The sequence below is a fragment of the Arthrobacter sp. UKPF54-2 genome (assembly GCF_007858535.1).
Classification (GTDB): domain Bacteria; phylum Actinomycetota; class Actinomycetes; order Actinomycetales; family Micrococcaceae; genus Arthrobacter.
Genome location: NZ_CP040174.1, coordinates 3096130 through 3109752, shown reverse-complemented (window position 1 = coordinate 3109752; position 13623 = coordinate 3096130). Strand labels below are relative to the sequence as shown.

General features: G+C 72.4%; 13 protein-coding genes. 5 read left to right on the top strand and 8 right to left on the bottom strand.

All coding sequences use genetic code 11. From position 1 onward, the window contains the following. Positions 1-75 precede the first annotated feature (75 nt). Positions 76-2751 carry an ATP-dependent helicase HrpB gene (gene hrpB, locus E7Y32_RS14310; protein WP_146337704.1) on the top strand — a complete coding sequence of 892 codons (2676 nt, stop codon included), beginning with the start codon at positions 76-78 and terminating at the stop codon, positions 2749-2751. Positions 2752-2779: 28 nt separating this feature from the next. Here the strand turns inward: hrpB and E7Y32_RS14305 are convergent, their stop codons facing one another. From E7Y32_RS14305 to E7Y32_RS14290, 4 genes are read right to left on the bottom strand one after another with little or no spacing between them, the layout of a single operon-like run. Further along, positions 2780-3175, bottom strand: coding sequence for a VOC family protein (locus E7Y32_RS14305; protein ID WP_146337703.1), 396 nt, complete (start codon positions 3173-3175; stop codon positions 2780-2782). A gap of 47 nt (positions 3176-3222) precedes the next feature. Next, on the bottom strand, positions 3223-3444 hold the full coding sequence (locus E7Y32_RS14300) for a hypothetical protein (protein ID WP_146337702.1): 222 nt from the start codon (positions 3442-3444) through the stop codon (positions 3223-3225). Positions 3445-3494: 50 nt separating this feature from the next. Then, positions 3495-4163 carry an alpha/beta family hydrolase gene (locus E7Y32_RS14295; RefSeq protein WP_146337701.1) on the bottom strand — a complete coding sequence of 223 codons (669 nt, stop codon included), beginning with the start codon at positions 4161-4163 and terminating at the stop codon, positions 3495-3497. Next, complete coding sequence (locus E7Y32_RS14290; RefSeq protein WP_146337700.1) at positions 4150-4485, bottom strand: hypothetical protein; 336 nt, start codon at positions 4483-4485, stop codon at positions 4150-4152. Before E7Y32_RS14290 ends, E7Y32_RS14295 begins: the two co-directional genes overlap by 14 nt. 165 nt (positions 4486-4650) lie before the next feature. On the opposite strand from E7Y32_RS14290, the gene E7Y32_RS14285 reads away from it, so the two are divergent. From E7Y32_RS14285 to E7Y32_RS14270, 4 genes are read left to right on the top strand one after another with little or no spacing between them, the layout of a single operon-like run. Then, positions 4651-5934: a class I SAM-dependent methyltransferase gene (locus E7Y32_RS14285; RefSeq protein ID WP_146337699.1), complete on the top strand. Its 1284-nt coding sequence runs from the start codon at positions 4651-4653 to the stop codon at positions 5932-5934. Further along, positions 5934-8480 (top strand): cation-translocating P-type ATPase, encoded by a 2547-nt coding sequence (locus tag E7Y32_RS14280; RefSeq protein WP_146337698.1) that lies wholly within the window; start codon positions 5934-5936, stop codon positions 8478-8480. The genes E7Y32_RS14285 and E7Y32_RS14280 overlap by 1 nt, the downstream gene beginning before the upstream one ends. Positions 8481-8532: 52 nt before the next feature. Then, positions 8533-9567, top strand: coding sequence for a non-homologous end-joining DNA ligase (gene ligD, locus E7Y32_RS14275; protein WP_146337697.1), 1035 nt, complete (start codon positions 8533-8535; stop codon positions 9565-9567). Beyond that, a complete protein-coding gene (locus E7Y32_RS14270; RefSeq protein ID WP_146337696.1) occupies positions 9564-10274 on the top strand; it encodes a response regulator transcription factor in 711 nt (236 codons plus the stop codon). The genes ligD and E7Y32_RS14270 overlap by 4 nt, the downstream gene beginning before the upstream one ends. Here the strand turns inward: E7Y32_RS14270 and E7Y32_RS14265 are convergent. From E7Y32_RS14265 to E7Y32_RS14250, 4 genes are all read right to left on the bottom strand, one after another. Next, on the bottom strand, positions 10256-11719 hold the full coding sequence (locus tag E7Y32_RS14265) for a cell wall metabolism sensor histidine kinase WalK (RefSeq protein WP_146337695.1): 1464 nt from the start codon (positions 11717-11719) through the stop codon (positions 10256-10258). The two genes, E7Y32_RS14270 and E7Y32_RS14265, sit on opposite strands and share 19 nt — an antisense overlap. 187 nt (positions 11720-11906) lie before the next feature. Then, positions 11907-12656, bottom strand: a complete 750-nt coding sequence (locus E7Y32_RS14260) for a CDP-alcohol phosphatidyltransferase family protein (protein WP_146337694.1) — start codon at positions 12654-12656, stop codon at positions 11907-11909. A 66-nt stretch (positions 12657-12722) separates the two neighbouring features. Further along, positions 12723-13181, bottom strand: coding sequence for a hypothetical protein (locus E7Y32_RS14255; RefSeq protein WP_261382458.1), 459 nt, complete (start codon positions 13179-13181; stop codon positions 12723-12725). Further along, positions 13178-13567: a cupredoxin domain-containing protein gene (locus E7Y32_RS14250; RefSeq protein WP_146337693.1), complete on the bottom strand. Its 390-nt coding sequence runs from the start codon at positions 13565-13567 to the stop codon at positions 13178-13180. The genes E7Y32_RS14255 and E7Y32_RS14250 overlap by 4 nt, the downstream gene beginning before the upstream one ends. Between the last annotated feature and the right edge of the window lie 56 nt (positions 13568-13623).

Genomic DNA, 13623 nt, shown 5'->3' with positions numbered 1-13623 from the left:
TCATCGGTAGGGTTCCAGTCTCCCGCATTTCCGGGGCGAATCGGGCCGTGACCACTTTGCGGTGACAATGAAGGGGTGACTTCAACGCCCGCCGCCCCCGAACCAGCGCACCGGCCGTTCGATCTCGAGGCCATCGGAGCCGGCCTGGTGTACGCCGGCTCGCTGGGGACGCTGGCGGACGTGCTGCGCGCCGGAGCCCCGTCCGGCGCTGCCGTGGTGGAGGCCCCGCCCGGCACCGGCAAGACCACGCTCGTGCCTCCGCTGCTGGCCAACCTCGTCCTGCACGGGTGCGGCAGCCGTCCGCAGCGCATCGTGGTGACCCAGCCACGCCGCGTCGCCGCGCGTTCGGCCGCCCGGCGCCTCGCCGGCCTGGACGGCAGCAAGCTGGGCGGGCGCGTCGGCTACACGGTCCGCGGCGAGAGCCAGGCCGGCCCCGGAACCTGGATCGAGTTCGTGACGCCCGGCATCCTGCTGCGCCGGCTGCTGGCCGACCCGGGCCTGGAAGGCACCGGCGCGGTGGTCCTCGATGAGGTCCACGAACGCGGCCTGGAGACCGACCTGCTGCTCGGCATGCTGGCCGAGGTGCGGCAGCTGCGCGGGGACCTCAGCCTCGTCGCGATGTCGGCCACCCTGGACGCGCCCCGTTTTGCCGCCCTGCTGGGGGAGACCCCGCCCGACGCCGACACCCCGCCCGACGCCGACGTCCCGCCCGACGCCGGCGCCCCGGCCCCCGTGGTCGGCTGCCCGTCCGCGCTGTACCCGCTGGAGGTCGAGTGGGCGCCGGCCCCGGGTCCGCGGCTGGACGCCCGCGGCGTGACCCGATCCTTCCTGGACCATGTGGCGGACACGGCCGCGGGCGCCCATGCCGCGGCGCTCGCCGCCGGGGAGGACATCGACGCCCTGGTCTTCGTTCCGGGCGCCCGGGAGGTCTCCCACGTCGCGTCCCGGCTGCGCGGCCGGGTGGGCGCCGAGGTGCTGGAGTTGCACGGCCAGGCGGATGCACGCGCGCAGGACCGGGCTGTGTCCGGCCGTGGCCCCGGCGACCCCGCGCGGATCATCGTCTCCACGGCGCTCGCCGAATCCTCGCTGACTGTTCCGGGCGTCCGCCTGGTGGTTGACTCCGGCCTGTCCCGCGAACCGCGGCGCGATGCCGGGCGCGGGATGACCGGCCTCGTGACAGTCTCCTGCTCCCGGGCCTCCGCGGACCAGCGCGCCGGACGCGCCGCCCGGCAGGGCCCCGGACGGGTGGTGCGTTGCTACGACCAGAGGAGCTACGGCGCCGCCCCCGCGCACCAGACCCCGGAGATCGCCGTCGCCGACCTCACGGCCGCGGCCCTGGTCCTGGCCTGCTGGGGTTCCCCCGGCGGCGCCGGACTGGCCCTCCCGGACGCGCCGCCCCCCGCGGCCATGGATGAGGCCATCGGCGTCCTGCGGGAACTCGGCGCCGTCGGACCCGACGGCCTCGCCACGGACCTGGGCAAAACGTTGGCCAGGGTCCCCGCAGACCCCCGGCTCGCCCGCGCCCTGCTGGACGGTGCGGCCGCCGTCGGGAACCGCACGGCCGCCGAGGCCGTCGCCGTCGTCGCCGGCGGGCAGCGCGCCCCGGGCGCCGATCTGCCCGGACTCCTGCACGCCCTGCGGTCCGGCCGGGATCCCGGATCCAGGCGCTGGGCCGAGGATGTGCGGCGGATGGAGGCGATCGCGCGCGCCCCGGAGTCCCGCACCGCGGCGGCGCCGGTGAAGGCAGTGGCCGCCGGCGGACCGGAAGCTACCGGGTTCGTCGTCGCCCTCGCCTTTCCGGACCGGGTGGCCCGCCGGGTACCGGGACCGGCGGAACGGTACCTGCTCTCCTCCGGCACCCGGGCCGGACTTCCCGCCGGCAGCCGCCTCGCCGGGCACGAGTGGCTGGCCGTCGCCGAGGTTTCGCGCGCCGAAGGGCAGGACGCGGCCGGCACCGGAGCCGTCATCCGCTCCGCCGCCCCGCTGACCGCCGGCGCTGCGGAGGCCACCGCCCGGCACCTGATCGGCGACACCGTGGAGGCCAAGTTTGGCCAGGGCCGGGTCACCGCCCGCCGCGAGCGCCGCCTGGGCGCCATCGTGCTCTCCTCCACGCCGGTGAAGCCGTCGGCGGCGGAAGGCCGGGCCGCCGTGGCGCGCGCCCTCGGCCAGTCGGGACTCCAAACAATCGGCTGGTCAGCAGCGGCGGACGCCCTCCGCCGGCGGCTGGCCCTGCTGCACCGCGAATTGGGGGACCCCTGGCCCGATGTGTCGGAGCCGGCCCTGCTGGCCCGGCTGGACGAGTGGCTGGCCCCGGAACTCGAGGCCCTGGCCGGCGGCGCCCCCACCGGCAGCATCGGCCTGGCTGAGCCGCTGCGACGGCTGCTGCCCTGGCCGGAAGCGTCCCGGCTGGGGGAGCTGGCGCCGGAGACGCTGGCGGTGCCGAGCGGCTCACGGATCCGGATTGATTATCCGGAGGCGGACGACGGCGGCCGGCCTGTTGTGGCGGTCAAGCTGCAGGAGGTCTTCGGCTGGGACCGGACGCCGCGGCTGGTGGACGGCCGGGTGCCGGTGCTCTTCCACCTGCTCTCGCCGGCCCGGCGGCCGCTCGCGGTGACCGATGACCTGGCGTCCTTCTGGTCAGGACCCTACGCGCAGGTCCGGGCGGAGATGCGCGGCCGTTATCCGAAACACCCGTGGCCGGAGGACCCTTGGAGCGCGCCGGCAACCGCCAAGGTCAAGAGCCGGATGTAAGTGTTACTGCCGGGAGGGTCCCTGCGGGTCAGTCCCAGGCGAGGCCGGGTTCGTACGTCCCGGCACTCCACTCCTGTCCCTGCGGGTCCAGGACCCGCGCCCGCCGGGCACCCCATGCGGCGCTTTCGGGTTCGATCACACTCGTCGCCCCGGCGGCGAGGGCGTTGCGGTAAAAGCCGTCGACGTCGTCGAGGAGCAGATACAGGCCCTGGCCGGTCGACTGGCTGAGCAGCCCGGGCCGCTCGTAGTCGGCGTCGTTGCTGGCCACCATCACGACGGCATCGCCCAGGCGGACTTCCGCGTGGATGACCCGGCCGTCGTCGCCGTCCTGGCGGCGGACCACGGCGAACCCGACCCGCTCCATCCACTCCAGGGCGGCAGGGGCATCGGGGTAGCTGAGGTAGGCAAACAGCTTGGCGCCCATGACGGGATCATATGCCCGGTGAGTGTCACACGGAACAGCCGGCGGTCCTACCCGGCCTCAGCGCCATCCCAGGCCACATGGACCCAGCGCTGGCCTTCCCCGTCCCAGGACTCCGAATGGCCCAGCAGGGCCAGGTCCTGGAAGCTGACCTCGATCCCGTCGCGCTGCAGCTCGTCACGGAGCTCCTGGGTCGCCGCGCGGACCGCTGACTCGACTGCCTCGGGGTTGTCGGACTCGACGCGGCGGGAGGCTTCATATGGTTTGCTCATGGGCACCATCATTCAGCGTGGGCGCCGGGATGGGAACCACCGCCCCGGAATCAGGGGCTGTGCTGCCGGATAAACTCCGCCGCGGCCGCCGCGAGGTCCGCCCCGATCTCCTCCGGCGCCCGCTTCCTCCCCGCCACGGCGAAGGAGTGGTCCCCGCCTTCACACCACTGAAGCGTCGCAGCGCCTCCGATGCGTGCCACCACGGATTCCAGCAGCCCTGGGGTGGCGAAGGTGTCCCTGCTGCCCTGTAGGAACAGCATCGGCACAGTGAGCCCGTAGAGATGCTCGTCGCGCAGCTTCTCCGGTTTGCCCGGCGGATGCAGCGGATAGCCCAAGTACACCAGCCCCGCGGCCGGCATGCCCTCCGCCACGGCCATCGACGCCATCCGGCCGCCGAAGGACTTCCCGGCGGCCCAGAGCGGTTCACCTTCGGCGCGCGCGGCGGCCGCGTCCATGGCGGCGCGCCAAGCGGATATGGCGGCCGGCGGACGGTCCGGGAACTTCCGGCCCGCCTCGCGGTACGGGAAGTTGAACCGCAGTGTGGCGATGCCGGCGTCGTTCAAGGCTCCGGTGAAGCCGCGCAGCAACGGGTGCTCCATCCCGGCGCCGGCGCCGTGGGCCACCACCAGGGTGGCGGCGGCATCCGCGGGGCGGGCATATACCGCCGAGACTGCGGTGTCGCCGACGTCGATCTTGATCGGAAGTTCAGCGGCGGCCATGCAGGATTCCGCGCAGGGATAACCCGACGGCGCAGACCACCGGCACCAGGCCCATCAGCACGGCGATGGGGTTGGGCCGGAACACGGTGCCGCCGCCTTTACCGGGGGCGTACACCCCCAGCGGCAGGACGAAGCCGCCGCCTCCGCCGCCCGCCCCGGCCGGGGCGTCGTCCGAGGCGGGCGCGCTGCCGCCGCCAAACCCGAAGGACACCAGCGCCACTGGGATGAGTTCCTCGCCGCCGAGCTGCACGGGCTCGCCGTATGCGCGGGACACCCCGACATTCCTGAATGCGTCCACCAGGGACGAAAAAGCCTCAGCCATGTGAGCCACCCTAACCACCGGCCGCGGCGAGCACCAGAACGGGCCGCGATGCCGCCCGCCGGCGGTTCTCCACCGCGGGCTTCCGGGACGTCCGGCCTCTGTCCCGGTGCGCCGGTTGGCCATAGATTGGGGCAGGGACACGCCACCGGCTGAGAGGAAAGAAGCATGTCGACTACTGTTGGGGCTGCGCCGCGGCTTGCCGGGGCGCTGGCCATTGTGCTCGGGACCAAGGACATCCCGCTCCGCCTCCGCGCTTGGGATGGCTCGGAGGCCGGACCCGAGGGAGCGCCGCTGGTGGTGTTCCACTCACGCCGGGCGCTAAGGCGGATCCTCTTCTCGCCCGGGCAACTGGGCCTGGCACGGGCATACGTTGCCGGCGACATCGAGGCCCCCGGCGACATCTTCGCCAGCTTCGCCGCGCTCAGCTCGGCGGGAAAGTTCGCCGAGCCGGGGCCGTTCCGCCGGCCCGCGCTCCGGGACCTCGGACGCCTGGCCGCGACCGCGGTGCGCCTCGGCGCGCTCGGCCCCAACCCGGCGCCCCCGCCGGAGGAGGCCCGCGTCGCGCGCACCGGCCGCCGTCACTCCCGGAAACGCGACGCCGCCGCCATCTCGCACCACTACGACGTCGGCAACCGTTTCTACTCCCTCGTGCTCGGCCCGTCCCTGGTCTACTCCTGCGCCGTCTGGGACAGCCCGGACACCGGGCTCGACGCGGCGCAGGAGGCCAAACTGGACCTGGTCTGCCGCAAGCTCGGACTCCGGCCCGGGATGCGGGTCCTGGACGTCGGCTGCGGCTGGGGCAGCTTCGCCCTGCACGCCGCCCGGAACTACGGGGCCGACGTCGTCGGCATCACGCTCTCCCACGAACAAGCCGAACTGGCGCGCAAGCGGGTCGCGGACGCCGGGCTGACGGACCGCGTGGAGATCCGGACCCAGGACTACCGCGACGTGGACGACGGCCCCTTCGACGCGATCAGTTCCATCGGCATGTCTGAGCATGTGGGCCGCGAACAGATCAGCGGCTACGCCTCCTTGCTGCACGGGCTGCTGCGCCCCGGCGGCCAGCTGTTGAACCACGCCATCTCCTGGAACGCCGGACCCACCGCCCCGGATCCCGACTCCTTCATTCCGCGCTACGTTTTCCCGGACGGCGAGATGCTCAGTCTGGCCGAGATGATCGGCGCCCTCGAGGGAGGCGGCCTGGAGGTGCTCGACGTCGAGGCCCTGCGCCCGCACTACGCGCTGACCCTGCGGGCCTGGGTGCAGAACCTGGAGACCCACTGGGACGAGGCCGTGCAGGCCAGCAGCCTGGGCCGGGCCCGGGTCTGGCGGCTCTACATGGCGGCCAGCGCGCTGGGGTTCGAGGCGGGCACCACCGGCGTCAACCAGGTCCTGGTCCGGCGTGCCGGCGGAGCCGAACCCCCGCTGCGCCGAACCGCCTGGCTCTGATGGCACCGGATCCGGGCACCGCCCTCGCGGAGGGCCTCACCTCGGCGGAGGCTGCCCGGCGGCTGGCGGCCGAGGGGCCGAACGAGCTTCCGACCGCCAAACCGCGGAATCTCCTGCAGCAGGCCTGGGCCGTGATCCGCCAGCCCATGCTGCTGCTCCTGCTCGGCGCCGGCACGGTGAACTTCCTCCTCGCTGAACCGCTCGACGGTGCGCTGCTGATGTCCTTCGTCGTGGTGGTGATCGGCATCTCCATCTACCAGGAGCGCAAGACGGAGCACGCGCTCGCGGCGCTCCGGGACCTGTCCTCGCCGCGGGCCCTCGTGCTCCGTGACGGGGAACAGGTGCGCATCGCCGGACGGGACGTGGTGCGCGGGGACATCGCCCTGCTGGCCGAGGGGGACCGGGTCCCGGCCGATGCGGTGCTGCTGGAGGCCCGGAACTTCTCGGCGGACGAGTCCGCCTTGACGGGGGAGTCCGTTCCGGTGCGTAAGGCCCCGGCGCAGCCCGGCACGGACACAGCGATGGGACGTCCCGGCGGGGACGCGACGCCCTGGGTCTTCTCCGGCACCCTGGTGGTGAAAGGGCACGGCGTGGCCTTGGTCAAGGCCACCGGAGCGGGCACGGAACTGGGCCGGATCGGCTCGGCCCTGCGCTCGATCGAGGAGGAACCCACGCCGCTGCAGCGCGAAATTGACCGGCTGGTCCGCTACCTGGCCGTGTTCGGGCTGGCGGCCGCCGCCGTCGTCGTCACAGTGTACGGACTGACCCGAGGAAACTGGCTGGAGGGCCTGCTGGCCGGGATCGCGACCGCGATGGCGATGCTCCCCGAGGAGTTCCCGGTGGTGCTGACGGTGTTCCTGGCCCTCGGCGCGTGGCGGATGTCGCAGAAGCACGTCCTGACCCGGCGCTCGCCGGTCATTGAAGCCCTTGGCTCGGCGACCGTCATCTGCGTGGACAAGACGGGCACCTTGACGCTGAACAGTATGACCGTCCGCGAACTGCTGGTCGGCGGACAGAGTCACACCCTCGATGACGGACCCCTGCCGGAGGCGTTCCACACGATCGCCGAATTCGGCGTGCTGGCCTCCCCGGTGGACCCCTTCGACCCGATGGACAAGGCCTTCAAAGCGGTGGGAGCCCGGTACCTGGACGGCTCCGGGCACCTGCACACCGACTGGGAACTGGTCCGGGAATACCCGCTCTCCGAGGCGGTGCTCGCCCTCTCGCACGTCTGGCGCGCCCCGGACGGAAGCCGCTACGTGGTGGCCGCCAAGGGCGCCCCGGAAGCGATTGCCCGGCTGTGCCGCCTGGACCCGGAGCGGCGCGCGGCCCTGATGGCAGACGTGGAACAGGCCACTGCCAGCGGCCAGCGGGTCCTCGCCGTGGCGCGCGCCGCTTTCGACCGGGCCGGGCAGCTGCCGGCACAGCAGCTCGATTTCGACTTCGAATACCTGGGCCTGGTGGGCCTGCACGACCCGCTGCGGCCCGGCGCGGCCGACGCCGTCGCGGCCTGCGCCCGGGCCGGGGTCCGGACCGTGATGATCACCGGCGACTACCCCGGCACCGCCCAGGCGATCGCCCGCGAGATCGGCCTGGACCACGGGGCCGGCGTCATCACCGGCCCCGGGCTGGAGGCCATGACGGACGACGAGCTTGCCCGGCGCATCCGCACCGTCAGCGTCTTCGCCCGGATGGTGCCGGAGCAGAAACTGCGGCTCATCCGCGCCCTCAAAGCCAACGGCGAGGTAGTCGGAATGACCGGTGACGGCGTCAACGACGCCCCGGCCCTGCGCGCGGCGGACATCGGCATTGCGATGGGCGCGCGCGGCACCGACGTGGCCCGCGAGTCCGCCGACCTGGTCATCACCGACGACGACTTCAGCTCGATCGCCGGCGGCATCCGGCAGGGCCGCGGCATCTTCGACAACCTGCGCAAAGCCCTCGCCTACACGATCGCCGTACACGTCCCGATTGTCGGGATGTCCCTCCTGCCGGTCTTCGTCAGCGAGTGGCCGCTGGTGCTGCTCCCGGTGCAGATCGCCTTCCTGGAACTCATCATCGACCCGGCCTGCTCCGTAGTGTTCGAAGCCGAGGAGATCGACCCGGCGATCATGGACCAGCCGCCGCGCCAGGCCGGCCAGGGGATCTTTGGGCCCCGGGTGCTGGCCATCGCCGCCTGCCAGGGGTTCTCCGTGCTGGCCGCCGTCGTCGCCGTCTACCTCTGGAGCCTCGGCGCCGGGCAGCCCGACGACGTGATCCGCTCGATCTCGTTCGCCACCCTTGTCCTGGGCAACCTCGCGCTGATCCTCGTGAACCGGTCCTGGCGGCTGCCGGTCTGGCGCACCTTCCGCGAGCGCCGGAACCGCACGCTGAAATGGGTGGTCGGCGGCGCGGCGCTGCTGCTGGTGGTGCTGCTCAGCGTCCCGGGGTTGCGGGGCGCCTTCGATCTGGGGCCGCTGGCGCCGGGGGACTGGCTGCTGGCGGTGGCGGCAGCTGCCGCGGGTGTGGCGTGGTTCGAAATCTACAAGACCGTCCGCCGCCCCTGATCCTGGCCCCGGCGCCCTTTCACTGGGCAGCGGCCCGGGGTAGCTTGTCCTCATGGCGCGGGAAGAAACGATGGTTTCCGTTGAAGGACCGGATGGCAGCAGGGAGCTGAGGATCTCCAGTCCCAGCAGGCTGCTCTGGCCCGAGGCGGGGGTGAGCAAGCTGGATCTGGCGCATTACATGATCGCCGTCGGGGCTGCCTTTCTGGCCGCCAACGGTGACCGGCCTATCACGCTGCAACGGTTCTCCGGCAACGTCGACGGCGAACAGTTCTTTTCGAAGAACCCGCCCAAGGGGGCCCCGGACTTCGTGCGGGCAGTGGATGTGGTCTATCCGAGCGGCCGCTCCCACCCCCAGCTGGTGATCGATGAGATTGCCGCCGCGGTCTGGGCGGTCCAGATGAACACCGTGGTCTTCCACCCCTGGGCGTCCAGGGCTGCGAATCCGGACAATCCGGACCAGCTGCGGATCGACCTGGATCCGCAGCCTGGCACCTGGTTCAAGGACGCGATCCCCGCCGCCCGGGAGCTGCGCCAGGTGCTGGCCGAGGCGGGGTTGACGGGCTTCATCAAGACCTCCGGTAACCGCGGGCTGCACGTTTTCGCACCGATCGAGCCGGCCCATGAATTCCTCGAGGTCCGGCACGCCGTCATTGCCGCCGCGCGCGAACTCGAACGCCGGATGCCGGAGCAGGTCACCACGGCCTGGTGGAAGGAAGAGCGCGGCGCCAGGGTCTTTGTGGACTTCAACCAGGCCAACCGGGACCGCACCATCGCCGGCGCCTACAGCCCGCGGGCGCTGCCCGCCGCGACCGTCTCCTGCCCGCTGGAGTGGGACGAGCTGGACGACGCGGACCCCCTGCAGTACACCGTCGCGACCGTCCCCGGCCGGCTGCAGGCCACCGGGGATCCGTGGGCCGGCATGCACAACAGCCCAGGCTCCCTCGAGGCCCTGCTCGGGTGGTGGGAACGGGACCTGGCCGCGGGCCTCGGCGAGCTTCCCTTCCCGCCGGACTTTCCGAAGATGCCGGGCGAACCGCCGCGGGTGCAGCCCAGTCGGGCCCGGAACAAGGAGCCCGGGCAACCGTGAGGATCCTGATGGTGGAGGACGAGGCGGCGCTCGCCGAAACGGTGCGCCGCGGGCTGAGCAACGAGGGGTTCGTCGTCGACGTCACGCACGACGGCGTGAGCGGGCTTTCCGCGGCAACCGAAAACAGCTACGACGTGATCCTGCTGGATCTGATGCTGCCGCTCAAAAACGGCTATGACGTGCTGCGGGAACTGCGGGCCCGCAGCGTCTGGACTCCGGTGCTGATGCTCACCGCCAAGGACGGAGAGTATGACGAGACCGACGCCTTCGACCTGGGTGCCGATGATTACCTCACCAAGCCGTTCAGCTTTCTGGTGCTGGTGGCGCGGGTCCGGGCGCTGGTGCGCCGGGGCGCCCCCGAGCGGCCGGTGGTGCTGACGCTGGGGACCCTCACCCTGGACCCGGTCACCCGGACCGTGCGCCGCGGGGATTCCGTGATCGGCCTCACGGCGCGGGAGTACGGGCTGCTGCAATACCTGATGCGCCGCCATGACCAGGTGGTCTCCAAGGCCGAGATCCTCGACAATGTGTGGGATCCGGCCTTCGACGGCGGAGACAACGTGGTGGAGGTCTACATCGGTTACCTGCGGCGCAAGATCGATGCCCCGTTCGGCGTCCAGACCCTCGCGACGGTCCGCGGTATGGGCTATCTGCTCAGCGCCGACCAGAGCGCTGCGGCCGGGGCTTCTCAGCAGCGCGGGGCGTGACGGCGGCCAACCGAGTCCTGCTGGGCCGGGAAGGTCATCTCGAAGCGGCACCCGCCGGACGGGCTTTGCGTGGCCCGGATGGAGCCATGGTGGGCTGCCATGATGCCCGCCGCGATGGCCAGGCCGAGCCCGCTGCCGCCGCCCTCCCGGGACCGGCTCTGGTCGAGCCGGACGAACCGCTGGAAGACGCGGTCCCGGTCGGCCGCCGGGATCGGATCGCCGTCGTTGTCCACCGTCAGCACGGCGCCGGCTTTCCCGGTGCGGAGGGCCACCGTGATCCGGGAGATGGCGTGCCGGTCCGCGTTGTCCAGCACGTTGCGGAGCACCTGGCCGATCCGGCGGGCGTCCCCGGTGATCCGCGCCGGGGTGAGCTGCGCCGTCACCTTGTGGGTGCTGGTGGACCGCAGCCGGCGCACTTCCTCGTCCACGACGTCGTCGAGGTCCACGTCGGCGCTCTCGAGCCGCAGCCCGCCGTCGTTGGCCTTGGCGAGGGTCAGCAGGTCCTCCACGAGGTACCGCATCCGGGCGGTTTCCCCGGCCAGGACGGACTTCATCTGGTTCCACGTCGCGCCGGTCGGATCGGCCGAGGCGATCTCCACCCCGGCGCTCAGGGTGGCGAGCGGGCTGCGCAGTTCGTGGCTGGCATCGGACACGAAGCGCCGCTGCTCCCGGTCCGAGGCCTGCAGGCGGTCCAGCATCATGTTCATGGTCAGGGCGAGGGCCTGTATTTCGTCGTTCGTGGGAGGCACGTCCACCCGGCCGTCGAGGCGCTGGGCATTGATCCGGGCGACCTGGCCGCGGATCCGTTCGACCTGGCGCAGCGACCGCCCCACGAGCAGCCAAACGGAGACCCCCACCACCGCGAGCAGCAGCGGGGTGGCCCCGAACATGAACCACGCGACCGTGGCCAGCGTGTCCGCCTGGATCTGGATGGTCGAGGCGACGACCACCGTGAACGCCGTGGTGCCCACCTGGGCGCCGGTGGCCACGACCAGGAAGTCGTCCCCGCCGTCGACGCCGGGCAGGCTGCTGACCTCCTCGGTCAGGGTCCGGCCGGGCGCAGGCCGCAGGGCGGTCAGCGGCACCTTTTCCACGGCCGAGTCGGAGGCTGTGACCACGGCGCCCGCGGTATCAAGGATCTGCACCACCTGCCCGGCATGGGCGGTGGAGAAGAGATAGTCCCCGGCATCGGCGATGTCCTGATCCTCGACCTGCGCGATGACGTCATGGGCCTTGCGGCGCGCGGCGGATTCCGTGGAGGCACTCAGCGAGGCCTGCAGCAGTCCCAGGAGGACCACACTGCCAAGCAGGAGCGCGAGGGCGACGACGGCGACGGCGACGGCCGTCGAACGCTTCCGCAGGCCCCAGGTGGCGCTGCCGCGCGGCGGGCGGGTCCGGCCGCGGCCGGTGCCCGCCGCCCCATCCGCGGGCGCGTCGTGTTCCATGCTCCAAGAATGGTGCAACTCGGGGTCCGCGACAACCATTCGCCCCGCCCGTGCGTCCTCAGGCTCCTCTCAGGTGCAATGGACGACAGTAGAGACAGGCCCCGTTGTAGTCCAACGCCAAAGATCCCGGCCGCGCACTCTCCTCAACCAGTGCGCGGCCGGACACATGTCCGGCGGCCTCCTCGGGTCAGCCGCAGGGGGTACCCGCGGTGCCGGCCGCGACGGGCTCCGAGGCAGCCGTCCGCTCCAGGGCGGCGACGTCACGGCCGAAGGAGAAGAGCAGCAGGGCAAGGGCCGCGAGGAGTCCCGCCGCTCCCACAGCCGCCGGCACCCCGGGAACCAGGGCCAGCAGCAAGGCTCCCGGCTGGAGGGCGCCAATGGACTTGCGGGCGCGCGAGGGCGGAAGGATCTTCCGCAGGGCGGGGCGGAATCGACCGGCGGCGCTAAAGGCGTAGTACAGCAGACCGATCAGGGGTGTCCACGGCCCGAGGGCGGCCGCGGCGGCGCAGGAGAGCACCAGCGTCAAGGCCGCATCCGTCTCGATGTCCAGGCGCGCGCCGGCCTCCGACGCCGAACGCGTGCGCCGCGCCACCGGGCCGTCCACCGCGTCCAGCGCCCACGCCGTGGCACCCAGGAACACCAGGAGCGTCTCCGGCGGCTGCCGGCCCAGGAAGCCGGAGACGGCCAAGACCGCAACGCAGGCCACCAGCACCGCCCGGACCAGGGTGACGCGGTCCGCCGGCGTGCATACCCTGGGCCTGCGCTGCAGGATGGACCCTGCCGTGCGGACCAGCACCCCGGCGCCCGCACCCGCGGCCACCACCCCCGCGAGCGGGTCCGGGGAGTGAACGCACGCGAGCCAGCCGCCCGCGGCGAAGTAGGCGGCCGCGGCGGCCGCGACGTCGGCCGCTCCGCGGCCGGGTGTTCTGATTGGCATGGGCACCCCGCCCCCATGCTAACAACGCGACGCTCAGGACGGACGCGGTAAGGGTGCCGGCGGCCGTCAGCGTGCCGGCGCGCGGCGCGGGGCACGCCGCGTCCGTGCCAGGCCGACGCCGGCGAGCACTGCTCCGGCGCCTTCTGCGACCGCGCTGGCCGCCTTCTCGAAATACCAGACCGGCTCGTACATGGCCGGAAACGGACCGAAGGCGGGCAGGTCCACGTAGCGGTAGAGCACGACGGCGGCGAATCCGCTCAGCGCCACCAGCAGGGCAAAGGCGTAGGCGGCCCGGCTGCCGCGCAGCAGCACCGCCAGCGCGGCGAGCGCGGCCGCCGCAGATTCGAGCAGGAACAGTGTGCCCTGCCCGAGGCCCGGCGGAGATCCGGCCTGGTAGCCGGGAGCGAGATGCAGATGGACCCCGGCGTCGACTACCAGGGCCGCGGCCGTGAGGGCCCGCAGGCCCAGGTCCCGTCCCCGGCCCCGTCCCCGGGACGGTGCGGCGCGGCTGGTTGGTGCGCTCACCGGACCGTCAGCGTCCCGTGCATATTGGGGTGGTACCTGCAGTGGTACGTGTACGTTCCGGGTGTGGACGGTGCGGTGAGGGTGGCCGTGCCGCCGCTGCCCTTGACGTCCACGTCGAACGCCGGGCCGTCGTCGGCGGTGACCGTGTGGCCGGCGCTGTCCATGTTCGTTATGGAGATCACGGCCCCGGCGGGGACCACCAGCGGTGCGCCATAGCCGAAGTCGCGGATGGTGATGGCCATGGTGCCAGCCGCACTAGCAGGTGCAGTTGCCGGGCCGGATGTGGCGGCCGGTGACGCCGCGGGTCCGCCTCCCGGAGCGCAGCCGGCAGCTCCCAGCAGGACCGCCGCCAGCAGCAACGTGACGCGCGCATTTCCGGTGTTCATGGTGCAACCCCTATTTCGGTGACCCGGATCCGTGGTTCTGGACGTGTTGCCTGATC

What these genes read in the sequence shown, in the direction of transcription:
- E7Y32_RS14280 (WP_146337698.1), top strand. Translation starts at nt 5,934, where the DNA reads ATGGCACCGGATCCGGGCACCGCCCTCGCGGAGGGCCTCACCTCGGCG.
- E7Y32_RS14295 (WP_146337701.1), bottom strand. Translation starts at nt 4,163, where the DNA reads ATGGCCGCCGCTGAACTTCCGATCAAGATCGACGTCGGCGACACCGCA.
- E7Y32_RS14250 (WP_146337693.1), bottom strand. Translation starts at nt 13,567, where the DNA reads ATGAACACCGGAAATGCGCGCGTCACGTTGCTGCTGGCGGCGGTCCTG.
- E7Y32_RS14265 (WP_146337695.1), bottom strand. Translation starts at nt 11,719, where the DNA reads ATGGAACACGACGCGCCCGCGGATGGGGCGGCGGGCACCGGCCGCGGC.
- E7Y32_RS14285 (WP_146337699.1), top strand. Translation starts at nt 4,651, where the DNA reads ATGTCGACTACTGTTGGGGCTGCGCCGCGGCTTGCCGGGGCGCTGGCC.
- ligD (WP_146337697.1), top strand. Translation starts at nt 8,533, where the DNA reads ATGGCGCGGGAAGAAACGATGGTTTCCGTTGAAGGACCGGATGGCAGC.
- E7Y32_RS14300 (WP_146337702.1), bottom strand. Translation starts at nt 3,444, where the DNA reads ATGAGCAAACCATATGAAGCCTCCCGCCGCGTCGAGTCCGACAACCCC.
- E7Y32_RS14290 (WP_146337700.1), bottom strand. Translation starts at nt 4,485, where the DNA reads ATGGCTGAGGCTTTTTCGTCCCTGGTGGACGCATTCAGGAATGTCGGG.
- E7Y32_RS14305 (WP_146337703.1), bottom strand. Translation starts at nt 3,175, where the DNA reads ATGGGCGCCAAGCTGTTTGCCTACCTCAGCTACCCCGATGCCCCTGCC.
- E7Y32_RS14260 (WP_146337694.1), bottom strand. Translation starts at nt 12,656, where the DNA reads ATGCCAATCAGAACACCCGGCCGCGGAGCGGCCGACGTCGCGGCCGCC.